This is a genomic window from Mycoplana ramosa (assembly GCF_041930185.1).
In the GTDB taxonomy this organism is placed as follows: Bacteria; Pseudomonadota; Alphaproteobacteria; order Rhizobiales; family Rhizobiaceae; genus Mycoplana; species Mycoplana ramosa.
In genome coordinates this window covers 100,222-125,583 of record NZ_JBHEEW010000014.1, presented here as the reverse complement: position 1 = coordinate 125,583, position 25,362 = coordinate 100,222, and the positions used below count along the sequence as shown (strand labels likewise).

Annotated in this window: 25 protein-coding genes and 1 tRNA gene; 12 read left to right on the top strand and 14 right to left on the bottom strand. The window is 64.1% G+C overall.

Features of this window, described 5'->3' with window-relative positions; translation table 11 throughout:
* The first annotated feature begins 114 nt into the window (after positions 1 to 114).
* From JNC62_RS17625 to pyrC, 5 genes are all read left to right on the top strand, one after another.
* Positions 115 to 1,200 carry an ABC transporter permease gene (locus tag JNC62_RS17625; RefSeq protein ID WP_374840313.1) on the top strand — a complete coding sequence of 362 codons (1,086 nt, stop codon included), beginning with the start codon at positions 115 to 117 and terminating at the stop codon, positions 1,198 to 1,200.
* Positions 1,200 to 1,982 (top strand): ATP-binding cassette domain-containing protein, encoded by a 783-nt coding sequence (locus tag JNC62_RS17620; RefSeq protein WP_374840312.1) that lies wholly within the window; start codon positions 1,200 to 1,202, stop codon positions 1,980 to 1,982. Before JNC62_RS17625 ends, JNC62_RS17620 begins: the two co-directional genes overlap by 1 nt.
* The gene (locus JNC62_RS17615) at positions 1,979 to 2,605 is read left to right on the top strand and encodes a nucleoside triphosphate hydrolase (RefSeq protein ID WP_374840311.1); all 627 of its coding nucleotides are present in this window, start codon (positions 1,979 to 1,981) and stop codon (positions 2,603 to 2,605) included. The genes JNC62_RS17620 and JNC62_RS17615 overlap by 4 nt, the downstream gene beginning before the upstream one ends.
* 92 nt (positions 2,606 to 2,697) lie before the next feature.
* Positions 2,698 to 3,048, top strand: coding sequence for a DUF805 domain-containing protein (locus tag JNC62_RS17610; RefSeq protein ID WP_374840310.1), 351 nt, complete (start codon positions 2,698 to 2,700; stop codon positions 3,046 to 3,048).
* 82 nt (positions 3,049 to 3,130) lie between these two features.
* The gene (gene pyrC / locus JNC62_RS17605; protein ID WP_374840309.1) at positions 3,131 to 4,171 is read left to right on the top strand and encodes a dihydroorotase; all 1,041 of its coding nucleotides are present in this window, start codon (positions 3,131 to 3,133) and stop codon (positions 4,169 to 4,171) included.
* Between the two features lie 24 nt (positions 4,172 to 4,195).
* On the opposite strand, the gene JNC62_RS17600 is transcribed toward pyrC, so the two are convergent.
* On the bottom strand, positions 4,196 to 4,645 hold the full coding sequence (locus JNC62_RS17600; protein WP_374840308.1) for a DoxX family protein: 450 nt from the start codon (positions 4,643 to 4,645) through the stop codon (positions 4,196 to 4,198).
* 181 nt (positions 4,646 to 4,826) lie between these two features.
* Here JNC62_RS17600 and JNC62_RS17595 point away from each other — a divergent pair, with 181 nt between their 5' ends.
* Positions 4,827 to 5,111, top strand: coding sequence for an Rdx family protein (locus JNC62_RS17595; protein ID WP_374840307.1), 285 nt, complete (start codon positions 4,827 to 4,829; stop codon positions 5,109 to 5,111).
* Positions 5,112 to 5,145: 34 nt separating this feature from the next.
* Here JNC62_RS17595 and JNC62_RS17590 read toward each other — a convergent pair whose 3' ends face one another.
* Positions 5,146 to 5,622: a BA14K family protein gene (locus JNC62_RS17590; RefSeq protein ID WP_374840305.1), complete on the bottom strand. Its 477-nt coding sequence runs from the start codon at positions 5,620 to 5,622 to the stop codon at positions 5,146 to 5,148.
* A gap of 200 nt (positions 5,623 to 5,822) precedes the next feature.
* Here JNC62_RS17590 and JNC62_RS17585 point away from each other — a divergent pair, with 200 nt between their 5' ends.
* Entirely contained in the window at positions 5,823 to 7,256 is a 1,434-nt protein-coding gene (locus JNC62_RS17585) for a phosphomannomutase (RefSeq protein WP_374840304.1), read from the top strand.
* 79 nt (positions 7,257 to 7,335) lie between these two features.
* A tRNA-Leu gene (locus JNC62_RS17580) sits at positions 7,336 to 7,420 on the top strand.
* A gap of 304 nt (positions 7,421 to 7,724) precedes the next feature.
* On the opposite strand, the gene JNC62_RS17575 is transcribed toward JNC62_RS17580, so the two are convergent.
* Positions 7,725 to 9,284: a D-aminopeptidase gene (locus tag JNC62_RS17575; RefSeq protein ID WP_374840303.1), complete on the bottom strand. Its 1,560-nt coding sequence runs from the start codon at positions 9,282 to 9,284 to the stop codon at positions 7,725 to 7,727.
* Positions 9,285 to 9,499: 215 nt separating this feature from the next.
* Here JNC62_RS17575 and JNC62_RS17570 point away from each other — a divergent pair, with 215 nt between their 5' ends.
* The gene (locus JNC62_RS17570) at positions 9,500 to 10,150 is read left to right on the top strand and encodes a glutathione S-transferase family protein (RefSeq protein ID WP_374840302.1); all 651 of its coding nucleotides are present in this window, start codon (positions 9,500 to 9,502) and stop codon (positions 10,148 to 10,150) included.
* A gap of 101 nt (positions 10,151 to 10,251) precedes the next feature.
* On the opposite strand, the gene lepA is transcribed toward JNC62_RS17570, so the two are convergent.
* Complete coding sequence (gene lepA / locus JNC62_RS17565; RefSeq protein WP_374840301.1) at positions 10,252 to 12,084, bottom strand: translation elongation factor 4; 1,833 nt, start codon at positions 12,082 to 12,084, stop codon at positions 10,252 to 10,254.
* A gap of 224 nt (positions 12,085 to 12,308) precedes the next feature.
* On the opposite strand from lepA, the gene JNC62_RS17560 reads away from it, so the two are divergent.
* Positions 12,309 to 12,536: a hypothetical protein gene (locus JNC62_RS17560; RefSeq protein ID WP_374840300.1), complete on the top strand. Its 228-nt coding sequence runs from the start codon at positions 12,309 to 12,311 to the stop codon at positions 12,534 to 12,536.
* A gap of 50 nt (positions 12,537 to 12,586) precedes the next feature.
* Here JNC62_RS17560 and fabI read toward each other — a convergent pair whose 3' ends face one another.
* Genes fabI through fabA form a run of 3 tightly spaced genes read right to left on the bottom strand, consistent with a single transcriptional unit; the run spans position 12,587 to position 15,187 of the window.
* Positions 12,587 to 13,393 carry an enoyl-ACP reductase FabI gene (fabI, locus tag JNC62_RS17555; RefSeq protein ID WP_374840299.1) on the bottom strand — a complete coding sequence of 269 codons (807 nt, stop codon included), beginning with the start codon at positions 13,391 to 13,393 and terminating at the stop codon, positions 12,587 to 12,589.
* A gap of 8 nt (positions 13,394 to 13,401) precedes the next feature.
* Positions 13,402 to 14,625 carry a beta-ketoacyl-ACP synthase I gene (fabB, locus tag JNC62_RS17550; protein ID WP_374840298.1) on the bottom strand — a complete coding sequence of 408 codons (1,224 nt, stop codon included), beginning with the start codon at positions 14,623 to 14,625 and terminating at the stop codon, positions 13,402 to 13,404.
* A 46-nt stretch (positions 14,626 to 14,671) separates the two neighbouring features.
* A complete protein-coding gene (fabA, locus tag JNC62_RS17545; protein WP_374840297.1) occupies positions 14,672 to 15,187 on the bottom strand; it encodes a 3-hydroxyacyl-[acyl-carrier-protein] dehydratase FabA in 516 nt (171 codons plus the stop codon).
* A gap of 315 nt (positions 15,188 to 15,502) precedes the next feature.
* Between fabA and irrA the strand changes: the two genes are divergently transcribed.
* Positions 15,503 to 15,925, top strand: a complete 423-nt coding sequence (irrA, locus tag JNC62_RS17540; protein WP_374840296.1) for an iron response transcriptional regulator IrrA — start codon at positions 15,503 to 15,505, stop codon at positions 15,923 to 15,925.
* A 47-nt stretch (positions 15,926 to 15,972) separates the two neighbouring features.
* Here the strand turns inward: irrA and JNC62_RS17535 are convergent, their stop codons facing one another.
* Entirely contained in the window at positions 15,973 to 16,608 is a 636-nt protein-coding gene (locus JNC62_RS17535) for a trimeric intracellular cation channel family protein (RefSeq protein ID WP_374840295.1), read from the bottom strand.
* Positions 16,609 to 16,761: 153 nt separating this feature from the next.
* On the opposite strand from JNC62_RS17535, the gene JNC62_RS17530 reads away from it, so the two are divergent.
* Entirely contained in the window at positions 16,762 to 17,235 is a 474-nt protein-coding gene (locus JNC62_RS17530; protein ID WP_374840294.1) for a hypothetical protein, read from the top strand.
* Positions 17,236 to 17,261: 26 nt separating this feature from the next.
* Here the strand turns inward: JNC62_RS17530 and JNC62_RS17525 are convergent, their stop codons facing one another.
* From JNC62_RS17525 to JNC62_RS17500, 6 genes are all read right to left on the bottom strand, one after another.
* Positions 17,262 to 18,053, bottom strand: a complete 792-nt coding sequence (locus JNC62_RS17525; RefSeq protein ID WP_374840293.1) for a YdcF family protein — start codon at positions 18,051 to 18,053, stop codon at positions 17,262 to 17,264.
* Between the two features lie 123 nt (positions 18,054 to 18,176).
* The gene (locus JNC62_RS17520) at positions 18,177 to 19,340 is read right to left on the bottom strand and encodes a TMEM43 family protein (protein ID WP_374840292.1); all 1,164 of its coding nucleotides are present in this window, start codon (positions 19,338 to 19,340) and stop codon (positions 18,177 to 18,179) included.
* A gap of 123 nt (positions 19,341 to 19,463) precedes the next feature.
* Positions 19,464 to 20,480 carry a class I SAM-dependent methyltransferase gene (locus tag JNC62_RS17515; RefSeq protein WP_374840291.1) on the bottom strand — a complete coding sequence of 339 codons (1,017 nt, stop codon included), beginning with the start codon at positions 20,478 to 20,480 and terminating at the stop codon, positions 19,464 to 19,466.
* Between the two features lie 102 nt (positions 20,481 to 20,582).
* Entirely contained in the window at positions 20,583 to 22,727 is a 2,145-nt protein-coding gene (gene pnp, locus JNC62_RS17510; RefSeq protein WP_374840290.1) for a polyribonucleotide nucleotidyltransferase, read from the bottom strand.
* Between the two features lie 331 nt (positions 22,728 to 23,058).
* Positions 23,059 to 23,328 carry a 30S ribosomal protein S15 gene (gene rpsO, locus JNC62_RS17505; protein ID WP_112600475.1) on the bottom strand — a complete coding sequence of 90 codons (270 nt, stop codon included), beginning with the start codon at positions 23,326 to 23,328 and terminating at the stop codon, positions 23,059 to 23,061.
* Between the two features lie 183 nt (positions 23,329 to 23,511).
* Positions 23,512 to 25,230 carry a sensor histidine kinase gene (locus JNC62_RS17500; protein ID WP_374840351.1) on the bottom strand — a complete coding sequence of 573 codons (1,719 nt, stop codon included), beginning with the start codon at positions 25,228 to 25,230 and terminating at the stop codon, positions 23,512 to 23,514.
* Positions 25,231 to 25,362 lie beyond the last annotated feature (132 nt).

Genomic DNA, 25,362 nt, shown 5'->3' with positions numbered 1-25,362 from the left:
TTGACAAGACAGCAAAAACCGCGCAGCTTTCCATAAGCGCCGGGCCTGTGGGTTGCAGGCGGGCGGCGCGGAATGCACGCACCCCCCACTGAAGCGGGGCACGGGAGGAAGGTCATGGGCGAGCCCAACCTAGCCGCACAACCATCCCAGGAATTCGAGAAGGTCCTGGTCCACAGCGCCACCGAGGTCGCGTCGTTCGACACGCACGACAAGACGGCGGTCCAGAAAATCCAGCATTTCCTGCATTCGACGCCGGCTGCAATCCCGTTCATCGTGCTCGTTGCGGCGATCATCATTTTCGGCATGGCGATCGGCGGAAAGTTCTTCTCCTCCTACACGCTGACGCTGATCCTGCAGCAGATCGCGATCGTCGGCATCCTCGGCGCGGCCCAGACACTGGTCATCCTGACGGCCGGCATCGATCTGTCGATCGGCGTGATCATGGTCTTTTCCGCCGTGATCATGGGCAACTTCGCCGTCACCTACGGCCTGCCCGCGCCACTCGCCGTTCTGGCCGGATTCGGCGTCGGCGGTCTGTGCGGCTTCCTCAACGGCTTCCTCGTAGCCAAGATCAAGCTGCCGCCCTTCATCGTCACGCTCGGCACTTGGTACGTCATCATGGCCACCAACTTCATCTACTCGGCAAATGCGACGATCCGCGAGGCCGACGTGACGGCGGTGACGCCGCTGCTGCATATCTTCGGCGTCAGCTTCAAGATCGGCTCGGCCGTATTCACGCTCGGCGTTCTGATCATGGCGCTGCTCGTCTTCGGGCTCTGGTATGCCCTGAACCACACCGCCTGGGGACGGCACCTCTACGCGGTCGGCGACGATCCGGATGCCGCGGAACTCTCCGGTATCCGCGTCGATCGGGTGCTGCTCAGCGCCTACACGCTGGCCGGCCTGATCGCCGCGCTCGCCGCCTGGGTCTCGATCGGCCGCAACGGCTCGATCTCGCCGTCTGCCGCGGTCACCGACTACAATCTGCAGGCCATCACCGCAGCCGTGATCGGCGGCATCTCGCTGTTCGGCGGGCGCGGCTCGATCCTCGGCACGCTGATCGGGGCTATGATCGTCGGCGTGGTCTCCATGGGCCTCAACATGCTCGGGGCCGACCCGCAATGGAAGGTCTTCCTTACCGGCGTCCTCATCATCACGGCGGTCGCCGTCGACCAATGGATCAGAAAGGTAGCAGGCTGATGGCAAGCGATCCGATCCTCACCGCACGCGGTCTCACCAAGCGCTACGGTCGCGTTACCGCGCTCGACAACGCCGATTTCGACCTCTATCCCGGCGAGATCCTTGCCGTGATCGGCGACAACGGTGCCGGCAAGTCGACGCTGATCAAGGCCATCTCCGGCGCAGTGACGCCGGACGAGGGCGAGATCAGCCTGGACGGCCAGCCGGTGCATTTCCGATCCCCGATCGAGGCCCGGCGCGCCGGCATCGAAACCGTCTACCAGAACCTCGCGCTCTCGCCGGCGCTGTCCATCGCCGACAACATGTTCCTCGGCCGCGAGATCCGCAAACCCGGCCTGCTCGGCGGCTTGTTCCGCAAGCTGGACCGCTCGGCTATGGAAAAGTTCGCCCGCAGCAAGCTCTCCGAGCTCGGCCTGATGACGATCCAGAACATCAACCAGGCGGTCGAGACGCTGTCGGGGGGGCAGCGCCAGGGCGTTGCCGTGGCGCGCGCCGCCGCCTTCGGCTCGAAGGTCATCATCCTTGACGAGCCGACCGCGGCGCTTGGGGTGAAGGAAAGCCGCCGGGTGCTGGAACTGATCCTCGACGTGCGGTCGCGCGGGATGCCGATCGTGCTGATCTCGCACAACATGCCGCATGTGTTCGAGGTGGCCGACCGCATTCACGTCCACCGGCTCGGCCGGCGATTGTGCGTCATCGACCCCAAGCAGCACACCATGTCGGACGCGGTCGCCTTCATGACCGGCGCCAAGGAACCGCCCGCGGAAGCGCTCGCCGCATGATCGCGGTCGTCGACGCTATCGTCGCGGAGGTCGTTCGCCGGGCGGGCGATGCAGGACGTTTTCTCATCGCCATCGCCGGTCCGCCCGGCGCCGGCAAGTCGACGATGGCGGACCAATTGGCCGATACCCTGAAGGCAAGGGGGGAAAGCGCCGAGGTCCTGCCAATGGACGGTTTCCACATGGACAACGGCCTGCTGTTCGAGCGTGGCCTTCTGGCGCGCAAGGGCGCGCCGGAGAGTTTTGACGTCCGCGGACTTCTCGACATCCTTCGCGCCGTGCGCGCGGCCGACCAGGAGGTGCTGGTCCCGGTCTTCGACCGATCGCGCGAGATCGCCGTCGCCTCGGCGCGCGTAATCTCGCCGGAGCATCGCTTCATCGTCGCCGAAGGCAACTACCTGCTGCTCAACCAAGGCAAGTGGGCCGAGCTGGAAGGTCTGTTCGACTACTCCGTCATGCTCGCGCCGCCGATTGAAGTGCTGGAAGAAAGGCTCTGGGCGCGGTGGCGCGGCTACCAGCTGAGCGAGGCGGCCGCCCATGCCAAGGTCTATGAAAATGACCTGCCGAACGGGCGTCTGGTCCTGGAACGCCGCAGACCGGCCGACCTCACCCTGGAGCAGGGTTGATCCCCCTACATTGCGTCCGAGAGCGAATCGTTGCAACGTCGCCTGGACACAACCTTGGTGTGCAAGCACTCGATCATGGGGCCAGAGGGATCATGAATTTTCAGGAAGCAGTCTCGACCGTCTTTTCGAAATATGCCGATTTCACCGGGCGCGCGGGCCGTTCGGAGTTCTGGTGGTTCGCGCTTTTCAATCTCATCGCCTCGCTGGTCATCGGCATCATCGACCAGGCGATCTTCGGCCAGGAGATCCTCGGCGTCATCTTCGCGCTCGGCGTGCTCCTGCCGGGCATCGCCGTGGCCGCCCGACGCATGCACGACATCGATCGCTCCGGCTGGTGGCTGCTGATTGGCCTCATTCCCGTGATCGGCTGGATCGTGCTGCTCTACTGGTACATCAGCGAGGGCACGCCGGGGGCGAACCAGTTTGGTGGCCAGCCGGCCTGAGACGGCAAAAGGTTTGCCACAGGCCCTGTCGGGGTGATAATGCGCGCGGCGTCCCCATCGAGTTAGCCGGAGTTTCCAGCGCATGCAAACGATCACCATTCGCCGCCCCGACGACTGGCACCTGCACCTGCGGGATGGGGAGATGCTGAAGGGGGTGATCGGTGATACCAGCCGTCATTTCGCCCGCGCCATCATCATGCCGAACCTCGTCCCGCCGGTGGTGACGACGGCGGACGCGAAGGCCTATCGCGAGCGGATCATGGCGGCACTCCCGGCCGGCGATCGTTTCCAGCCGCTAATGACGCTGTATCTGACGGAAGACACCAGCCCCGACGACGTCGAGGCCGGCAAGGCGTGCGGCCTCATTACGGCGGTAAAACTCTATCCCGCCGGCGCGACGACCAATTCGCATGGCGGCGTGCGCGACATCGAAAAGGCGATGCCGGTGCTGGAACGGATGGCGAGGATCGGCCTGCCGCTCTGCGTTCATGGTGAAGTGACGACGCCGGAGGTCGACATCTTCGACCGCGAGGCGGTGTTCATCGACACCGTGCTCGACCCGCTGCGCCGGCGCCTGCCGGACCTGAGGATCACGATGGAGCACGTGACGACGAAGGATGGCATCGACTACATCAAGGCATCGAAGGCCAATCTCGCCGGGTCGATCACGACGCATCACCTGATCATCAACCGCAACGCCATCCTGGTCGGCGGCATCAAGCCGCACTACTACTGCCTGCCGGTGGCCAAACGCGAGCAGCACCGCCTGGCCTTGCGCGCCGCTGCCGTCTCGGGCGACGCACGCTTCTTCCTCGGCACCGATTCCGCCCCGCATGTCGACCCCTTGAAGGAATGCGCCTGCGGCTGCGCCGGCATCTACACGTCGGTCAACACCATGAGCTGCCTGGCGCATGTGTTCGAGGAAGAAAACGCGCTCGACCGGCTGGAGGCCTTCGCGTCGCTGAACGGACCGGCCTGGTACGGCCTGCCCGCCAACGAGGAGACGATCCGGCTCGTGCGCCGCGAAACGCCCGTCGCCTTCCCGGCGAAGATCGAGACCGGCGCTGGGCCCGTCACCGTCTTCGATCCGATGTTCCCGCTCTACTGGGATGTGGAGCCCTGACCGCGCAGGCAGGTCGGTCGAGGATCAGAACTGACGACCGATCCGGGCGTCGACCGACTGGCCGTTGGCGCCGCGGACGGCGAAGTAGAGCATGATGGCCGCCCAGAGAATCGACTTCTCCGCTCCCATCAGTCCTTCGGCCTTGACGACCCAGTGGACGTAGACGGTGACGACGAGAACGATCGTCGACGCGAACGCGGCCGGCCGCGTCAGCAGGCCGACCCCGACCAGAATGCCGCCGAAAAACTCCGTCGCCGCCAGCAGTGGCGACCAGATCACGCCTGGATAGAAGCCGAGGCTTTCCACCATGCCGACCGCTCCGAAGGGATTGAGGATCTTGCCGTAGCCATGGACGGCGAAGAGCGCGCCGGCGAGAAGGCGCAGCAGGGTCTCCGTGCTTTCGCCGAGGGAGGTATAGACCGGGCCGAGGAAGGGCAGGATCAGCCGGGGTTGCCGGGAGGTCTTGTCGTTCATGAGAAATCCAATCGAGAAATATTGCACCGCACGCCGTTTCGGGCCAGCGCCCCTCCGGGGCAAGATCGCTCGCGGTAAAGCCTGATGAATTTGAGTTGACATGTTCGTGAACCGCGCAGCAACTCACGTCAAAAAAGCCCATGCCCTGCCAGGCCTGCGCACCAGCAAGGAACAAACAATGATGAACGAGCAGAAGCCCCGCGTCTCCATCCTCTACTGCACGCAGTGCAACTGGCTTTTGCGCGCCGGCTGGATGGCACAGGAACTCCTGCAGACATTCGGCGACAGCCTTGGAGAAGTCGCGCTCCTTCCGGGCACCGGCGGCAACTTCGAAATCCGGGTCAACGAGGAACTGATCTGGGAGCGCAAGCGCGACGGCGGGTTCCCGGGGCCGAAGGAACTGAAGCAGCGCGTACGCGATGTGATCGAGCCCGATCGCGATCTCGGCCATGTCGACCGAAGCTGAAAAAGGCTAAGTCGCCGACCTCCCGGCCGCCTGCTCAACGATAGGGCGAGACGCAGACGCGATAGACGCCGCCGCCGGCATGATACCGGTTCGTTCCCGGGTCGTAAGTGCGGTAACGATTGAGGCACCACGCCACGTGATAGTTGTAGCTACCATAGGCTGGCGCGTAATACGGGCTGTCATAGGGACGATAATAGGTCCGGTAGGGCGGATAGTACGGCCGGTTGTAGGGGCCATTGTAAAAGGGCCGGTAGTACGGCCGGTAGGCAGGCCAGTAGTACGGACGATAATATGGTTGATAGATCGGGTTGTAATAGGGCCGGTAGAAGGGACTATAGAGCGGCGTGAGGTTCCAGCAGCTATAGGCATTGCACACGGCGCGTGCGGGCACGACATCGGACCCGAGGCCGTGATCCGGAATAGCCGGGGGCAAAGCGTTGGCGGAAAGCGGGGCCAGAACAGCCGCAAGGCCCATGGTGACGGCGGGAACGAGACTAAAAAACCTGGACATTGCGATCCTCTCTGACGTTTTTCAAAGGGCAAGTTCCTGCTGCATCCCTTTTCGCTCGCTCGAAGCGTCCCCGCGCCGTTTCATTCTCTGGTCTTTCGCATGCGCCCTTGCGCACCCCATTCTCGGAAGCAGAGGACAGCGCGGAGAAAATCGGGCATGAGATGCGGGTGGCATCAGCATACTACAACTCGGAGCACGGCATGAGTCTGAAATTCGGCACCAGCGGACTGCGGGGACTTTCAAGCGATCTCGAGGGTCCGCCGGCGGCGCTCTACGCCACTGCCTTCGCCCGACATCTTTTTGATTCCGGCCTGGCCAGGCCGGGGGACACGGTGCTCGTCGGCCGCGATTTCCGCCCGTCGAGCCCGGCGATCGCCGCGATCGTCATCGGTGCGCTGCGGCAGGCTGGGCTTTCACCGCGCGATTGCGGCACGGTTCCAACGCCGGCGCTTGCCCATCTCGGATTGAGGTACGGCGCCGCGAGCCTGATGATCACCGGCTCGCACATCCCCGCCGACCGCAACGGCATCAAGTTTTATCGACCGGACGGCGAGATCGGCAAGACGGACGAAACGGCAATCACGACGATGGCCGAAGCGATCGCGGCCACCGGCGAACCCTTCCAAGCATCGGCCGCTTCGGCAAGCGATGCGTCCGGTGAGGCCGAGGCCTTGTTCCTCGAGCGCTATGCCGGCCTGTTGCCGCCGGGGACGCTCGCGGGGCGGCGGATCGGCGTCTTCCAGCACAGCACCGTTGCGCGCGATCTGCTCGTGACCGTCCTCGCCGGCTTCGGTGCCGAGTGCGTCGCGCTCGGTCGCTCGGACACTTTCATTCCGGTCGACACCGAAGCGGTGTCCGCCGAGACGATCGACCGGATGCGCGGCTGGGCTGCCGAGCATCGGCTCGACGCGATCGTCTCAGCGGACGGCGACGGCGACCGGCCGCTCGTCGCCGACGAGACCGGCACCCCCCTGCGCGGCGACCTGCTCGGCCTGATCGCGGCGAATTTCCTCGATGCGGACGTCGTCGTCACGCCGGTCACCTCGAATTCGGGAATCGAGGCCGCCGGTAGCTTCAGCGTGCTGCGGACGCGCGTGGGCTCGCCCTTCGTGATCGCCGCCATGGAGGAGGCGGTGGCGAAAGGTGCAAGGACCGTCGTCGGCTTCGAGGCGAACGGCGGCACTCTGACGGCCACGCCGTGCACGGTCAACGGCAAGGTTCTGGCCGCCCTGCCGACCCGCGACAGCTTCCTGCCTGTGCTCGCCGTTCTCGCGCTTGCCGCCCCGCATCGACAGTCCCTTTCGGCTGTCGCCTCCTCGTTCAGCCTGCCGGTCGCTGCCGCCGGCCGCCTGGAAGACTTTCCGGTCGAGACGAGTGCGGCGCTGATGGCCATGCTGCGGTCCGGTCCGGCGGCCCTTTCCGCCTTCCTGGCCCCAATCGGCACCCCGGCACGCATCAGCGACATCGACGGGCTGCGGGTCACGCTGGCGGACGGCCGAATCATCCACCTGCGTCCATCCGGGAACGCCCCGGAGATGCGCTGCTACGTCGAGGCGGCAACAGAAGAAGCGGCGCAAGCCCTGCTGGAACAGGGTCTGGCGCTGATCCGCGACTGGGCGGCGCGCTCGAAATGAGGGATTTGCACATGTCGTTGCAAAAACTTCAAAAAGCCCGTTGACACCGGCGGCCTATCCCCGTACATCCGCCTCCGTCGCCCAGATGGCGGAATTGGTAGACGCGCAGGTTTCAGGTACCTGTGCCGCGAGGCGTGGAGGTTCGAGTCCTCTTCTGGGCACCATTTCCCTTTTTCCGGATGCCTTATAGCGTCCCGGATTGATTCGAAAAGCCCCGGAATTCCGGGGTTTTTTCGTTTCTGGCATTCCGTTGTGCCTCGCGGTGGTGGCAGCCACGCAATGAGCGACACCGGCGAAGGGACGCGCCGCAACCTCGCCAGTACCCCTCGCCACTCGCGGGGAGAGGGACAGGGTGAGGGGGCAGAGCTGCGACCGGTATCGGGCCGTTTCCAGATTGCGTGTCAATGGCAAGCCGCCCGATGCCTCCCGCCCGTTCGGCACCCAGAACGCCGCCGCTGGCCCATCCCTTCAGCCTGCCTTGACGTACTCCACCTTGCGGGCAAGCCAGCAACCGACCGTCAGGCCGCAAACCTCGCCGGCTGCGTCCCGGCGCACCAGGATCGTCCAGTCACCCGGCGCCGGTGCGTCCATCGAGCGGCGGCAGGAGAGGCGCCAGACATCCTTGCCGACAGGATGGATCGGGTGCATGGCGCCCTTGCCGAGAAAGCCCGCGAAAGCGCCGTACCAGGCGCCGCCGGCCGAGACGATCTCGAACGATGCATCCAGTTCTTCCGACACGAAACGGCCGGCAATGTCATCGCGCAACCCGGCAGGGATGCGCCGGGCGGTAGCGCGCAGGTTCTCGCCGGGCCGTTCCATGCGGATGGCATCGCCATCGCGCGTCAGCGTCATGGCGGTGCAATGGGCAACGCCGTTCGCATCCACGGTGAGGTTTTCCGGCGAGGTGGCAAACCATGCGCGCAGACCGTCGCCAGCGACGGCAATCCTGAGCAGCAGGCCAGTCGAGGGCTCGAGGTAGTCGCCGCACCACTCTGGCTCGGGACGGGCAGCTTCCGCCTTCTTGTCCGGACGCCCGAGGGCGGCGCGCAGGATCGCGGTCGCCGTCCCATGCGCCTCTCCCTCATGGTTGAGCATGACGACCACGGAAAGGCGTTCGGAGGCTGCGTGCAGCCGGCGGGCACGGAAGCCGCGGAGCGCACCGCCGTGGCCGGTCAGGGCGATTTCGTCCACCGTCTCGCGCGCCAGCCCAAACCCGTAGCGCGAAGGCGTGCCATCGGCGAAGGGCCGGGGTGCCGAGATGCGGTTGTAGAGCCCGTCCGGATCGTCGCCGGTGCGGTCGATGAACCGCTCCCAGGCGAGCATGTCGTCGAGCGAGGCGGCGATTCCCGCGTCACCCGACCAGAAGATGCGATTGGTGGCGGGGAAATAGCCGACCGTCTCGTTGCCCTCGTAACCGACGACGCCGTTGAGCGGGGCGGCGGTATCGGCGGCGAGGATGGCGGTCTCCATGCCGGCCGGGCCAAACAGCCGCTCGCGATAGACCTCGGCAAGCGACTTGCCGGCCGCCTCTTCGATCAGGTCGGAAAGGATGCGGAAGCTGCCGTTGGAATAGGAATAGTGACTGCCCGGCTCGAAATGGGTCTTGTGCATGCGGGCGAACAGCCGCGCCGTATCCTCGCGGGCGAAGACGCCATCGGCCATCGCGCCGTGCAGCACCGTCAGCGCCCAGTAGTCGCGCAGGCCGGACTGGTTGTTGCACAGGTCCGCGACCGTCGGTCGCCGGTCCTCCAGGTTGGGCAGATGGCGGGCGAGGGCTGCGTCGAGTTCTGCCGGATCACCGACGATGTCGAGAAGGGCGGCGCAGGTGAACTGCTTTGTGATCGAGCAGATCGGAATTAGGGTTTGCGTGGTCATCGGCACGCGCTGCTCGAGATCGGCAAAGCCCCAGGCGTGGCGGAGGATCACCTCGCCATCCTTGACGACGCCGGCGACGCCGCCGGGACCTTTGACGCGCTCGGGCAGAGCCTGGACCATGGCCTCAAGGGCGGCGAGATCGATTTTGGGCATGGAGATCACTTCTGGATGCGGAAAGGGCGGGACGCATCGCCGATCGGCGATGGCACGCACATTCCTAGCGCGGCCTATCGGTACTGACAACTGGAGGGCACCGCCCTTTGACGGTGCGGGCCGGGCGCGGTTCGAGGGTGGACAGATAGCGCGCCGTGTGTCGGAACTTCCTTCTGCCAATCGTCCTCCAAGCAGCAAGCGACATGGGGAGAGCGATGATGATTACGATTACCGCCTTTGAACGGTCGCCAGATGGCGGCAAGGGGCTGGCGCGTGACATGCGGGTGCGCTGGGCGCTCGAGGAGGTTGGCCAGCCCTACGACGTTCGCCTTCTTTCGTTCAAGGCGATGAAGGAACCCGCCCACCTGGCGCTAAATCCCTTCGGGCAGATTCCGACCTATGAGGAAGGCGATCTCGCCCTCTTCGAGTCAGGCGCGATCGTGCTTCACATCGCCGAGCGCCATGCGGGCCTTCTGCCAGACGATGCGAATGGCCGAGCGCGGGCAATTGCGTGGATGTTTGCGGCGCTCACCACAATAGAAGAGCCGATCATCGATCGCGAAGCCGCCCGGTACCTGGAGGGGGACAAGCCCTGGTTCACCCAGCGGCTGCGCATCGTCGACGAACGCATCCGCAAGCGGCTGCGCGAACTTTCCGCTCGACTGGGTGATGTCGAATGGCTGGACGGCGCATTCAGCGCCGGCGACCTTGAGATGGTGTCGGTGCTGCTTCGCCTGAAAGGATCGGGCCTGCTGGAGGAAAATCCGAACCTCTCCGCCTATGTGGCCCGCGGCGAAGCGCGGCCCGCGTACAAGCGCGCCTTTGAAGCTCAATTGGAAGCCTTCACCACCGCATCAGCGGTCTGAGCTAGGTCCGATTGAGGAGCGAGCCGGCGGATCTGGCGCACCAAGCTATGCGACCAGCTCACGCCGGTAGCCGCTCGGCTTGGAAGGACCTCATCGGCCCTTCACTCGTCGCCCATCTTCAGCGCTGCAATAAACGCTTCCTGCGGGATCTCCACCTTGCCGAACTGGCGCATGCGCTTCTTGCCTTCCTTCTGCTTCTCCAGAAGCTTGCGCTTGCGGGTGGCGTCGCCACCGTAGCACTTGGCGGTGACGTCCTTGCGCAGCGCCCGCACGGTCTCGCGGGCGATGATGCGGCCGCCGATCGCCGCCTGGATCGGGATCTGGAACATGTGCTGCGGGATCAGGTCCTTCAGCTTCTCGCACATGACGCGACCGCGCTTTTCAGCGGCCGAACGGTGGACCAGCATGGACAGCGCATCGACCGGTTCGCCGTTGACGAGGATCGACATCTTGACGAGGTCGCTCTCGCGATAGTCCGACAGGTTGTAGTCGAACGAGGCGTAGCCCTTCGAGATCGACTTCAGCCGGTCGTAGAAGTCGAACACCACCTCGTTGAGCGGCAGGTCGTAGGTGAGCATGGCGCGGTTGCCGACATAGGTCAGTTCGGTCTGGATGCCGCGACGATCCTGGCAGAGCTTCAGGATGCCGCCGAGATACTCATCCGGCGTCAGGATCGTCGCCTTGATCCAGGGCTCGCGGAACTCGGAGATCTTGACCACGTCCGGCATGTCGGCCGGGTTGTGCAGTTCCTTCTCGGTGCCGTCCGTCATCGTCAACTGGTAGACGACCGAAGGGGCGGTTGCGATCAGGTCGAGGTCGAACTCGCGGGACAGGCGCTCCTGGATGATTTCGAGATGCAAGAGGCCGAGGAAGCCGCAGCGGAAACCGAATCCAAGGGCGGCCGAGCTTTCCATTTCGAAGGAGAACGACGCATCGTTCAGCCGCAGCTTGCCCATCGCCGAGCGCAGTTCGTCGAAGTCGGCGGCATCGACCGGAAACAGGCCGCAGAACACCACCGGCTGGGCCGGCTTGAAACCGGGCAGCGCTTGCGCCGTGGGCCGCTTGTCGTCGGTGATCGTATCGCCGACGCGGGTATCAGCCACTTCCTTGATCGAGGCGGTGATGAAGCCGATCTCGCCGGGGCCGAGACTGTCCATCGCCACCATCTTCGGCGTCAGCACGCCGACGCGCTCGACCGAATATTTCGCGCCGGTGCCCATCATGCGGATGGTCTGGCCCTTTGTGAGCCGCCCCTCGATGACGCGCACGAGCACCATGACGCCGAGATAGGTGTCGTACCAGCTGTCGACCAGCAGCGCCTTGAGTGGCGCGGTCTCGCCGCCCGGGCTCTTCGGCGCCGGCAGCTTGTGGACGATCGCCTCGAGCACGTCGCCGATGCCAAGACCGGTCTTGGCTGAAATCAGCACGGCGTCGGAGGCGTCGATGCCGATCACCTCCTCGATCTGCTCCTTGATGCGATCCGGCTCGGCGGCTGGCAGGTCGATCTTGTTGAGGACGGTGACGAGCTCGTGGTTGTTGTCGATCGCCTGGTAGACGTTGGCGAGCGTCTGGGCTTCCACCCCTTGCGAGGCGTCGACGACGAGCAGCGAACCCTCGCAGGCCGACAGCGAGCGCGACACCTCGTAGGCGAAGTCGACGTGGCCGGGCGTGTCGATCAGGTTGAGGATGTAGGTCTCGCCGTTCTGCGCCTTGTAGTGCAGACGCACGGTCTGGGCTTTGATGGTGATGCCGCGCTCGCGCTCGATCTCCATGTTGTCGAGCACCTGCTCGGACATTTCGCGATCGGCCAGTCCTCCCGTTGACTGGATCAGCCGGTCGGCCAGCGTCGACTTGCCGTGGTCGATGTGGGCCACGATCGAGAAGTTGCGGATATGGTCCAGGGGCGTCGAAGAATTGGTGCTCATTGGCGCCATATAGCAGCGGCTTCAACGCCCGCAAAGCAGTAAATGGACCGGCGCTTTACCATGATCGGTGTCGCGACAGCGGCATGGTCATTGGACCGACCGCCTGTGGCCCGATCGGTGGCTTCGACCGACCACCCGCATCGAGGGGCGGCACGGCCCCCCATGCAAATCCCGATTGCAAATGCGCCGCTGCGGGTCCACCATCCTGGCGGTTTCTATGGGGAGCACGTGCGATGGTTTTCGGACCTTCCAGGCCGCCGATCACAAAAGACGTGGCGGAAGTGATTGCCAAGGACATCATGGAGGGCGAGGGCCATACTCCGACCTCGGAGACGCCACTCGGCTTTGTCAAGCATCCGGCCGATCCCGCCACACCGGACTTGAACAATCGCGTGCGCTGGGTGCTGTGCGGCATCCTCGCGGCGATGCTCGTTCTGATCGCCATGCTGATCCTGCGGTGAGCGGTCAGCCGGGGAAACGGCCCCCGGCCGGACGCCGGGGGCCCCTGTCCTTATTCGCTGTCGGCCCTGGTGAGCGTTTCCAGCGTCGGCATCGAGGTGATGTTGAAGCCGGCGTCGACATAGTGGATTTCGCCGGTGACGCCGCTTGAGAGATCCGAAAGCAGATAAAGCGCGGAACTGCCGACATCGTCGATGGTGACGGTACGACGCAGCGGCGAATTCTTCTGCTGCCAGGAGAGCATGGCGCGCGCGTCGGAGATGCCGGCGCCGGCCAGCGTGCGGATCGGGCCTGCCGAGATCGCGTTCACACGGATGCCGCGTGGGCCATAGTCGCCGGCGAGATAGCGCACGGAAGCCTCCAGCCCCGCCTTGGCGACGCCCATGACGTTGTAGTTCGGCATGACGCGGACCGAGCCGCCGTAGGTCAGCGTCAGCATGGTGCCGCCCGCTTCCATCAGTTCGGCCGCGCGGCGGGCGATTTCGGTGAAGGAGAAGCAGGAGATCACCATGGTGCGGGTGAAATTCTCCCGAGAGGTGTCTGCATAGAGCCCCTTCAGCTCGTTCTTGTCGGAGAAACCGATCGCGTGGACGACGAAATCGAGCTTGCCCCAACGCTCCTTGATCGACGCAATGACGGCATCGACCGAGCCAATGTCCTCGACGTCGCAGGGCAGCAGGAAATCGGAGCCGAGTTCGGCTGCCAGCGGCTTGACCCGCTTGCCCAGCGCCTCGCCCTGATAGGTGAAGGCGAGCTCTGCGCCCTGGCCGGCAAGCGCCTTGGAAATGCCCCAGGCGATGGAGTGATTGTTCGCGACCCCCATGATCAGGCCGCGTTTTCCCTTCATGATCCCCGTCATCTGGTCTCTCATCCGTTGTAGCGCTGGAAGACCAGCGTCGCGTTGGTGCCGCCAAAGCCGAAGGAATTGGACAAAGCAATGTCGATCTTTGCGTTGTCGATGCGCTTGCGCACGATCGGCACGCCGTCGAATTCGGGGTCGAGTTCGGCGATGTGTGCACTCTCGCCGATGAAGCCCGCCTGCATCATCAAAAGGCTGTAGATCGATTCCTGCACGCCGGCGGCGCCAAGCGAATGGCCGGTGAGTGACTTCGTCGACTGGATGTGCGGCATCTTTTCGCCAAAGACCTCGCGGATGGCAGCGATCTCCTTGGAGTCGCCGACCGGCGTCGACGTGCCGTGCGTGTTGATGTAGTCGACGTCACCCTTCACCGTCGAAAGCGCCTGGCGCATGCAACGCACCGCCCCCTCGCCCGACGGGGCGACCATGTCGTAGCCGTCCGACGTCGCGCCGTAACCGGCGATCTCGGCATAGATCTTCGCGCCGCGTGCCTTGGCGTGCTCCAGCTCCTCAAGCACCAGCACGCCTGCGCCGCCCGCGATGACGAAGCCGTCGCGGTTGACATCATAGGCACGCGAGGCGGTGGCCGGCGTTTCATTGTACTTCGACGACATCGCGCCCATGGCGTCGAACAGGTTGGACATCGACCAGTCGAGATCCTCGTGGCCGCCGGCGAACATCATGTCCTGCTTGCCCCACTGGATCATTTCGGCAGCGTTGCCGATGCAATGGGCGGAGGTCGAGCACGCCGAGGAAATCGAATAGTTGACGCCGTGGATCTTGAACCAGGTGGCGAGCGTGGCCGACGCGGTTGATGACATCGCCTTCGGCACCGCGAACGGACCGATGCGCTTCGGGCTGCCGTTCTTCAGCGTGATGTCGGCGGCCTCGACGATCGTGCGGGTGGACGGGCCGCCGGAGCCCATGATGATGCCGGTACGCTCGTTGCCTGCGTAGTCCTTTTCCTCGAGGCCGGCATCGGCGATCGCCTGCTTCATCGCGACGTGGTTCCAGGCGCCGCCCTGCGACAGAAAACGCATGGCACGGCGATCGACCAGATCGGTGGTGTCGAGATTGGGCGCCCCCCAAACCTGGCACTTGAAGCCGTGGTCGGCAAAGTCCTTGGAAAAGCTGATGCCAGATCTGGCGTCGCGCAGCGAAGACGTCACCTCGTCCGCATTGTTCCCGATGGAGGAAACGACCCCCAAACCCGTAACAACAACCCGTCTCATTTCAACAGACCTTTTCTATTTTTGTCGCTCGATACGCGCAGCCGCCTCACTCGACCTTGTCTTTCGACAGGCCGACGCGCAGGTCGCTCGCCTGGTAGATCGTCTCGCCGTCGGCCTTCAGCCAGCCGTCCGCCGTGCCGAGCACCAGGCGTCCGCGCATGACGCGCTTGAAGTCGATGCCGTATTCGAGCAGCTTCGTCGTCGGCCGGACCATGCCCTTGAACTTCACTTCGCCGGTGGACAGCGCCATGCCGCGGCCGGGCTCGCCGAGCCAGCCGAGGAAGAAGCCGGTGAGCTGCCACATGCCGTCGAGGCCGAGGCAGCCCGGCATGATCGGGTTGCCCTGGAAGTGGCAGGGAAAATACCAATCGTCGGGACGCACGTCGTATTCGGCGCGGATATAGCCCTTGTCGAAGGCGCCGCCCGTTTCGGAAATGTCGGTGATGCGATGGACCATCAGCATCGGCGGAAGCGGCAGCTGGGCGTTGCCCGGGCCGAAAAGCTCACCGCGCCCGCAGGAGAGGATTTCTTCATAGGTGAAGCTGGACTGCCTGGTGGTCATGGACTTTATCTTCCCCGGTCCTAACGTTCTTATCATCCAGCATTAGAGCAGGATGGCACCAAATTGAAGCGCCGGCTCGATCCCGCGCCGCTGATGATTGCCGCATCCCGGTCGAAATGCGGCGTCATTTTCGCGTTCCGCATACATGATGACCGGGTCTACAGCTAGTCCAAAGTGCCCACCGGCGCGTCAAAGGGCTGGTTTTCCGCATTCGGGCGCATCGTCGCATATTTCAAAACTATTGAATCCACCGGTTCCAAAAGTTATATCGAAACGTCAAGATTGTTCTGCAAGGTCCGGCAAGTGGATTCTCCCATGGCGCATGCAAGAGAAGTCACCATCGAAGCGCGGTTGCGCGACTGCGGCCTGCGGCCCACGCGGCAACGCATCGCGCTGGCCGATCTTCTCTTCGCCAAGGGTGATCGCCACCTCACCGTGGAGGAACTGCACGAAGAGGCAGTGAATGCGGGTGTCCCCGTGTCGCTCGCAACGGTCTACAACACCCTGCACCAGTTCACGGAAGCCGGGCTGCTGCGCGTGCTGGCCATGGAAGGCTCGCGGACCTATTTCGACACCAATATTTCCGACCACCATCATTTCTTCGTCGAGGGCGAGAACGAAGTGCTCGATATTCCGTTGAGCAGCATCGAGATCGGCAACCTGCCCGAACCGCCCGAGGGCATGGAAATCGCCCACGTCGACGTGATCATCCGGCTGCGCCCCAAAAAGTCTCGCTGACGGACCGGCTGGCCTTTCGACAGCTTCCCTTCCTCCTCATTGCCGGCCTACATCACATCGTCTGGATGTCGACCGGGGCGCGGCCTGTAGACGGGAATGCGCCAGCCGAACCGCAGGGCGCCACCGCGGACGAGAAAGGCGGCGACGAAGCCGGCCGCCGAGGCGGCCGCAAGTGGCACGCCGGCGAGGCCAGCCACCGTGAACACCGAGGCCCCGGTGAGGGCTGCGGTCACATAGATCTCCGGCCGCAGCAGAATGGTCGGCTCGCCCGCAAGCACATCCCGCAAAATGCCGCCGACGCTTGCAGTCATGACACCGGTCGTGATCGCCACGGCGGGCGAGCCCGTCGCCGCCAGTCCCTTGGCCGCCCCCATCACGCTGTACGCCGCCATGCCGAGCGCGTCGAACCACAAAAGCAGGCGGTAGCGCGACTCGAACAGGTGCGCGGTGAAGAAAACCACCAGCCCCACGGCGACGCACACGATCAGATAGGTCGGTTTGGCCACCCAGAAGACCGGCCCGGCACCCAGGACGAGATCGCGAAAGGTGCCACCGCCAATTCCCGTCGCCGCCGCCAGGAAGAGAAAGCCGATCACGTCGAGCTGTTTGCGGGAAGCCGAAAGCGCACCGGTTGCGGCAAAGACAGCGACGCCGGCATAGTCGAGCAGTTCGAGTATCGTCACGCGGTTCCCTCTCGCAGCGATCGCCGCGAGGACAGCCAGCCTCGCGACAGATTGATCAGGCAATGATGCGGTCCAAATGCCCCCTGCCTCGCCCAAAAGGGCGTGCGGCACCCTATCTTGACTGATCCCGCGACCATGGAAAGGCCTTGCACGATGTTTTCCCGCTTTGCCCTTTGCATAGCCCTTCTATCCTTTGCCTTGATCCAGCCGGCATCGGGCGAGGCGGCGGAAATCATCGACGATGCCCTCGCCTACGAGAAGGCCCAGGTGGCCGCCCAGTGCAAGACCGCGGTCTATGGGGACGACTTCGCCGCCATCATCGACTTCAACAATGACGGCCTGGAAGACGTCATTACCAATCTCGGGGCGGTGAATTGCGACGGAACTGACGGCAAGCTCTGCGGCAATGTCGGATGCCCCCACAATTTTTACGTGGGCGTGGCGGAAGGTGGCTATGTCTTCATCGCCAACGCCGACCTGTACGGATACGAACTGAAGAAGCGTTACGGCAATCTCGTGTTCGAGATGAAGGCCAACGCCGCCTCCTGCGGTCGCGACGACGACGAGTATTGCATCATAACCAGCCGCGTCCGGGGCCTGCGCTTCGACACGATCTCCAAGAGATAGGCGCCGTCGACGCCAGCCCCGTCGAATCAACCCGGCAGCAGCGTCTGCGTGCGGCCCGCCAGATAGTAGGCAAGGAGGCCGACCCATTCGCGCAGCGCCGTCGTGGTCAGCTGGGCATTGGCCGAAGGCTGGGTGAAGTCCAGCGCCAGCCGTGCTGCGCCACTCGTGCGGTAATCCGTCGGCCAGGGCAGGGCGCTCAGGCCAGCCTTGCGAAACAGCCCGATCGCGCGCGGCATGTGGAACGCCGAGGTCACCAGCAGGCAATTGTCCAAGCCGTTTTCAGCAAGCAGGCTCTTCGTATTCTCGACATTCTCGAAGGTTGTCCGCGAGTGCGTTTCCTGAATCAGGCGCTCGGCCGCAATCCCGAAACTTCCGAAGAACTGGGCCGCAACGGCCGCATCGCCCGCATAGCGACCGCTGAACGAGCCATCCCCGCCGGAGACCAGAATGCGAGCATCCGGATAGGTCCGCGCCAGCCGCAGCGTTTCGACGAAGCGGTCGCCTGCCTGGTTCATCTCCAGCCCGCCCCGCGCAGCGATCACCTCTGCCTCGAAACTGCCGCCGAGCACGATGATGCAGCCGGGACCGGCGCTCGGCATTGCGGCTCTTGGAATGTGGTCCTCCAGAGCCTGCAGCATGACGGTACCGGTGCTGGTGTAGAGGGTGATGAAGAGGATCAGTGCGGACACTGCCGTCAGCAGCGCCTGCAGGCGTCGTCGGCCGGTCCAGCCGACGACAAGGGCGAGAACGATGGCGAAGAAGGCCAGCGACAGCGGCTGCGCGGCCAGCCAGAATATTTTCGATGCGAGATAGCTCAAGCCCACTCCGTCCGTTGGCATCCCATTCGGCAGCGGCCGAATCGCTAGGCCGGAAGGAATCACGCAAAGAGGAGAAAGGAAAGGCTATGCCCGCACGGCCGTCCCGCAGGCACGGCCGTGATGTTACGCTGTCGCCGGCGTCACGCGCCCGCCGCGACGAAGATAGACGATCCCGGCCGCCAACAGAACGCCGGCGACGAGGACACCTGTCGCGACCAGCGGCCGGTAGGCGATCCAGGCGATCGCAATCACGAGCGGACCGATCAGCACCGTCAGGACCAGCGCCACGGCGCCGGTGCCGAAGCGGACGATCGAACCGATGAACGGCACGACATCGGCGATCACACCGAGGATCGACAGCATCATCGCAAAGCCGACGAATATTCCCAGCAGACCGCCGGCGCGAACCAGCCAGGTGATGAGCGTGTTTTCGCTTTGTGCAGCGTCGAACATCCGTGCCGCATCGACGATTCCCGCATCGCTCAGGAACAGGGTGCGTCCGTTGCTGGCCCGATAGCGGACGAGCTCGTCGCCCCGTTGCGCGCCGACGAAGCTCGCCTCGCCGAGATCGACTCGCTCCAAGCGGATGCGCAGATCGCCGATCGCCGGCTTGCGGGGGTCTTCGGAAAAGACCGCCCAGCCGTTTTGCATCGATGCTGGCCTGTCCAGGTCGATTATGGCGCCCATTTGCATCGCATCATCGGACGTCAGTTTGATCGCGCTGCTCCGGCCGAGAGCGGCGGCTGCGTCGCCATCGACCCGGAAGGCTCCGAGGCTGGCACTCTCGACGGTAAAGAAAGCCCCCTCGATCGGCATGTCCGGATTGTCGTGCCCGGATTGGCGAAAGCTGCCGGAATCGACGGCGTCGCTTCGCCATTCCTTGGCGTAGGTATAGGTCGTGACCGTTTCCTCACTGCCGCCGAGCTGCTTTTGGGTCTCGGACTTTTCCTGCTGGACCCACTGGTACATTTCAACGATGCGCCGGACGGCGAGGGCACCTTCGGCCGAAACAACAAGTTCTTCGTCCGCCGGCACGCCATCGGGCTGTATGGAACCGGCGACATGCACGAGCCTGCCTTCGTTTGCAGGATCGACCGACGCGCTGTCGACGGAAACAACCAGCCCTGCGCCTTCGACCAGCGCCCGATAGGTCGTCACCGAACGGCCTTCGTTCCAGGCGAGCAGCCATATGCAGCCGCACACCAGAGCGATGCCGACCAGGATCATGACGAGCGCGTTCTTGAGCCGGGCAAGCCAGGACGTCGTGGTCGTTTCGGTAAAGCTCATCGGCTAATCCCCCCGCCATAGCCTTCAACAGTAGCCGGCTCCTTAAAACGCATCCGAATTAAGAAAGGGATTACGCGGCAGCCGACGGCTGGCGTCGGCTGCCGCGTCCATCAAAAATGGAATCTAGCGCTTGCCCCACAGGACCTTGAAGCGGGCGTTGCGGCAGACCTCGCCGCTGTCCTTGAAGGCTTCCTTCAGCACCGGCTCATAGGGCAGGCCGCGGTTGGCCACCATCAGCAGACGGCCGCCGGACTTCAACGACTTGGCCGCCATGCGGATCATCGCCGCACCGAGGCCGTGATCGGCGGCGTGGCCCTCGTGGAAGGGCGGGTTCATGACAATCAGGTCGTAGTGGTCGCGCGGCGCTTCGGCCGTCAGGTCCTGCCAGTAGCAGCGTGCCGGCATGTCGGGGCAGTTCTCGGCCATGTTCGCCCGGGCCGCTTCCAGCGCGTTGTAGTCGGCCTCGAACAGGTCGACGCCTTTCAGGCCGGGCGCCTGCTCGGAAAGCAGCACGGAGAGGTAGCCCCAGCCAGCGCCGAAATCGGCGGCATGGCCGCGAAAGTCGGCCGGAATGCGGCTTGCCAGCAGTTCGGAGCCTTCGTCGACGCGATCGTGGGAGAACATGCCGGGCGCGGCGGTGAAGCGGTCTTCTACGCGGACGGACCGCGCAGTCAGCGCCGTTTCTGCCTCGCTGACATCGGCGGGACGGGTAAACCAGAACGCGACGCCGTGATACTTCGGGGCGTGATCGCCGCCGAATGCAAAGCGATCCAGGCGCTTGCGCAGCGACTGGATGCCGTCTTCCTTGCCGCCGGCGATGACGATCAGCCCACCGACGCGCACGCGCCGCAAGGCGTCGGCGATGCGGTTCTCGTTTTCGCCCTTGTGCTTGCCGCAGAGCACGAGCGCGCCGTCATAGTCCTCGCCCTCGGCAGTCGGCGTCACCTTCGCGCGCGCCGCCTCGAGGGCGCGAAACAGCGGCCGCAGGGGCTGCACAGCGTCGATCTCCGCCGCAAACCCCTCCGGCGGGCGCTGGCCGGCCTCGGCGCCAAGGAAGAGATAGCGCTGGCCCTCGGCCGGCATGTCGACCAGGCCTGCGGCAAAGGGATGGAACAGGGTTTTAAGCGCGTCGCGGCTCATGGATTAGGCTTTCAGGACGGAATGTGCGGATCGCCCGCTTCTTCAATGAAAAAGGGGCGCGGAACATGCCGCTCCGCGCCCCCGCAGTCAATCTTGACGATTTTACTCGGCAGCCTCGCCGCCGTCGTTCTTCTTCTCGGCAGTTTCCTTGCCGGTCGCCTGGTCGACGACCTTCATGGAGAGGCGAACCTTGCCGCGCTCGTCGAAGCCCATGAGCTTGACATAGACCTTGTCGCCTTCCTTGACGACATCGGTGGTCTTGGCGACGCGCTCGGAGGAGAGCTGCGAGATGTGAACGAGCCCATCACGCGGGCCGAAGAAGTTGACGAAGGCGCCGAAATCGGCGGTCTTGACGACCGTGCCTTCGTAGACCTGGCCAACTTCCGGTTCGGCGACGATCGAGTGGATCCACTTGCGGGCGGCTTCGATCTCCTTGGCCGAGGCCGAGGCGATCTTGACGGTGCCGTCGTCCTCGATGTTGACCTTGGCGCCGGTCTTCTCGACGATCTCGCGGATGACCTTGCCGCCCGAGCCGATGACTTCGCGGATCTTGTCGACCGGGATGTTCATCACCTCGATGCGCGGGGCGAACTCTCCGAGTTCCGAGCGGCTCTCGGTGATCGCCTTGGACATTTCGCCGAGGATGTGCAGGCGACCTTCCTTGGCCTGGTTCAGCGCGACGTTCATGATCTCTTCGGTGATGCCGGCGATCTTGATGTCCATCTGCAGCGAGGTGATGCCGGCGTCGGTGCCCGCCACCTTGAAGTCCATGTCGCCGAGGTGGTCCTCGTCGCCCAGGATGTCGGACAACACGGCGAAGCGCTCGTCTTCCTTGATCAGGCCCATGGCGATGCCCGCGACCGGCTTCGCCAGGGGCACGCCGGCATCCATCAGCGCCAGCGAGGTGCCGCAGACGGTCGCCATCGACGACGAGCCGTTCGATTCGGTGATCTCGGAGACGACGCGCAGCGTGTAGGGGAACTGCTCGGCGGTCGGCAGCATCGGATGGACGGCGCGCCAGGCGAGCTTGCCGTGGCCGATCTCGCGGCGGCCCGGAGAACCCATGCGGCCCGTCTCGCCGACCGAGAAGGGCGGGAAGTTGTAGTGCAGCATGAAGTTTTCCTTGTACATGCCGGTCAAGGAATCGACGTACTGCTCGTCTTCACCGGTGCCGAGCGTGGCAACGACGATCGCCTGGGTTTCGCCCCGGGTGAAGAGGGCCGAGCCGTGCGTGCGTGGCAGCAGGCCGACTTCGGCGACGATCGGACGGACGGTGACGAGATCACGACCGTCAATGCGGCTCTTGGTGTCAAGGATGTTCCAGCGAACGATTTTGGCCTGCAGGTGCTTGAACACCGCGCCGATTTCTTCGGCGGTGTATTCCGGGTTCTCGACGCCCTCGGGAAGGAAATGCGCCTTCACCTTTGCCTTGACCGCGTCGACGGCGGCGTAGCGGGCGGCCTTCTCGGTGATCTTGTAGGCGTCGCGCAGCTCGGTCTCCGCGATCGCGAGCATGGCGGTCTCGAGCGCGGAATAGTCTTCCGGCTCGAACTCACGCGGCTCCTTGGCGGCCACTTCGGCGAGCTTGATGATGGCGTCGATGACCGGCTGAAAGCCCTTCTGGCCGAAGATGACGGCGCCGAGCATGATGTCTTCCGGAAGCTCCTTGGCTTCGGATTCGACCATCAGGACCGCGTCCTGCGTGCCGGCAACGACGAGGTCGAGCGTCGACTCGTCCATCTCGTCGAGATGCGGGTTGAGAACGTACTCGCCGTTGATATAGCCGACGCGTGCGCCGCCGATCGGGCCCATGAACGGGATGCCGGACAGGGTCAGTGCGGCGGAAGCGGCAACCATCGAAACGACGTCCGGGTTGTTTTCCAGGTCATGCTGCATGACCGTGACGATCACCTGGGTGTCGTTCTTGTAGCCTTCCGGGAAAAGCGGGCGAATCGGGCGGTCGATCAGGCGGGAGACGAGGGTTTCGTTCTCGCTCGGACGGCCTTCGCGCTTGAAATAGCCGCCCGGGATCTTGCCGGCGGCATAGGTCTTTTCCTGGTAGTTGACGGTGAGCGGGAAGAAGTCCTGGCCGGGCTTGGGCGCCTTGGCCGAGACGACGGTGGCGAGAACGACGGTCTCGCCATAGGTGGCGAGAACGGCGCCGTCAGCCTGACGGGCGATCTTGCCGGTTTCGAGTTTGAGCGGACGGCCCGCCCATTCGATTTCGACCGTGTGGGTATCGAACATGTCTTGTCCTTACGTGTTGCGGAGATACGCACCGCCGCCTTGCCGGCGCAGGTGGTTCTATCCGCATTCGTGACGCATCATGGGCAAGACAACGGGAGGCTTCCTGTCTATGGCTTGCCCACCGTCCGGTTCGGCCGCGTGTCGCCGCCGGACCCAGGCGAGCGCCTGAAGCATCCTGCAATCCTGCCCCATGACAGGTCATCGGTTGGTTCCGCAGGTCGGCCCATCCGGCCTGCTGGAGGTGTCTCGTTCCGACCAGCGGAACAGCAGCGGAAACCTTCCGCAAATACGACTGGCGGGCGCCCCTTGCGGAACGCCCGCCAGAAAACCTTTAGCGGCGGATGCCCAAAGCAGCAATCAGCTTGCTGTAGCGGGCTTCATCCTTCTTCTTGAGGTAGTCAAGAAGCGAGCGGCGGCTCGAAACCATCGTCAAGAGGCCACGACGGGAGTGGTTGTCCTTCTTGTGGCCCTTGAAGTGTTCCGTCAGGTTGTTGATGCGCTCGGTCAGGATGGCAACCTGAACTTCCGGGGAACCGGTGTCGCCTTCGACGGTTGCGTATTCCTTGATCAGCGCAGCCTTGCGCTCAGCAGTGATCGACATCGGTGATCCTTTCTTGAAATGGAGGACTTTGGGTCGCCAATCGCCGGGATGTCGTCCAGCGACGGCCATTAAGGCAGGCGGAAACGTGCCCGCATGCTGGCGCTGCCTATAAACCATTCGACACCGAAATGGAAGGGGCGTCGAGCAGGCTGCCAGCGCGCCGGCTTTCGCCGCATGCCGCCTTCAGCCGCCCCCCTCAGCCGCCGCCTCGCCTTGCTCCTCCTTGAGCTTCGACAACGGGATCGAGAACCGCCATTCTATGCCGTCCGCGTGCATTCGCCGTTCCATCTCCGCACCCATGGCAATGCCGAGCATGCGTTCCAGGACGACGCTTCCGAATCCCTTCGGCTGCGTCTCGGCCAGGTCCGGTTCGAAATCCGCACAGCTTTCGCGCCAGACAAGGCTCAGCCGGTCCCCCTCCAGTGCCCAGGACAATGCGACGATGCCGCGGTCATTGGCGAATGCGCCGTGCTTGGCCGCGTTGGTCGCAAGTTCATGAAGGGCCATGCCAAGGGTCTGCGAAGCCTGGCTGTCAAGCCGCACCGGCGGTCCGGACACCCGCACCCGTCCGGGCTCGATGGGCAGAAAGGGTTTCAGCTGGTTATCGGCAAGCTCGGCGAGATCGACGCCAAGCGTGGCGTTTGTGATCATCAGTTCGGTCGATCGTGCAAGCCCGGCGAGCCGCTTGCGGAAGGCGTCGACGAAATCCGTGGCCGATCCGCGCGCGCTCACGGACTGGTTCAACATTGCCTGGATGACGGTCAGCTGGTTCTTCGAGCGGTGTGCCACCTCGCGCATGAGAAACCGTATCTCGCTCTCGGCCCGTGTGCGCGCCTCCGCTGCCTCCGACAGTGCCTTGGATACCGTGTCCAGCTCCGCGATAACGTGGCGCCGCGGCGGCACGCTTTCGCCCAGCCCGAGCCGCTCGGCGTCATGCGCAAGCATGCGAACGTCCCGCGAAAGGACGCGTGCGATCAAAACGGCGCCCGCCGTTGCCAGAATGGCGATGACCGCCCCGCCGGCAGTCAACCACAGGAGCGACGACATCGACGTCGCCCGAACGTCCGACGCCTTCGCCCAGGCCACGATTTTCCAGCCGGTCAGGGGCGAAAAGTCCGTCACGACCTGATAGTCGACGTCCTGATGGCGCGCACTGCCAAGACCGATCCGCAAGGCGGGGACAACCTGAAGGAAGAAGCGATCGCCGGTCTTGATCATTGGGTCGGTCGACACGATGACCTTGCCCGCATCATCCAGCACGGCTGCATTCCACTCAGGAGAAAGAATGTCCGGGTTCACGACCTTGATGAGATTCTCTGCATCTTGCGTCAGCGTCAGCAACATCCGCTCGCCGGAATTGAGGCGGACGGGAAAATGGACATTGAAGACCCATTTTTGTGCGGTTCGTCCAAAGAACAGCCCGGATACGGCGGGCCTGCCGGTCTCAAACGCCTTTTCCGCCGTCGTCCGATCCGCTGTCTCACCCAGGTCTGTGCCATAGGGCACTCGCGAGTTCAGTCGCAGCCGATAGTCCGGACCGATCACGAGCAGATGGGCATTGATGCCCGCCAGCGCCTTGTCCGCCTGCACCTGCAGGCTGCGGTAGTCGTGATTTTGCAGATGAACCGAGGTCGCGAAAAAGGACAGCATCGACAGCATTGCCGACACCTCCCGATCGAGCACCCTGTTCACCGACTCGGTCGAGGCTTCCAAAAGCAATTCAACCGCGCGCTCCTGGGCCTCGTTCGTCCTATTGAGGACGATCGTGGCGTACATAAACGAGGGCAGGACGACCACGAGAATGAGGCAGACCAGATAGAAGGCAACCGGGCGGCGCATCCGTTCGCGCCAGTCCCGGCCGATGGGGTGGCTTGGTGCTGTCGGTCTTCCGCCTTTGCTCATCGTCACAGGGGCCTGCTCCACGTGTGCTCGTCGCAACTGCTTGACTGGCATCGAGGTGCCTGCTGCGCCATTCAGCCTTCCGGATTGACGAAAATCAAGCCGCCACATTTGGTCAGGAACACGCGGGCGGAC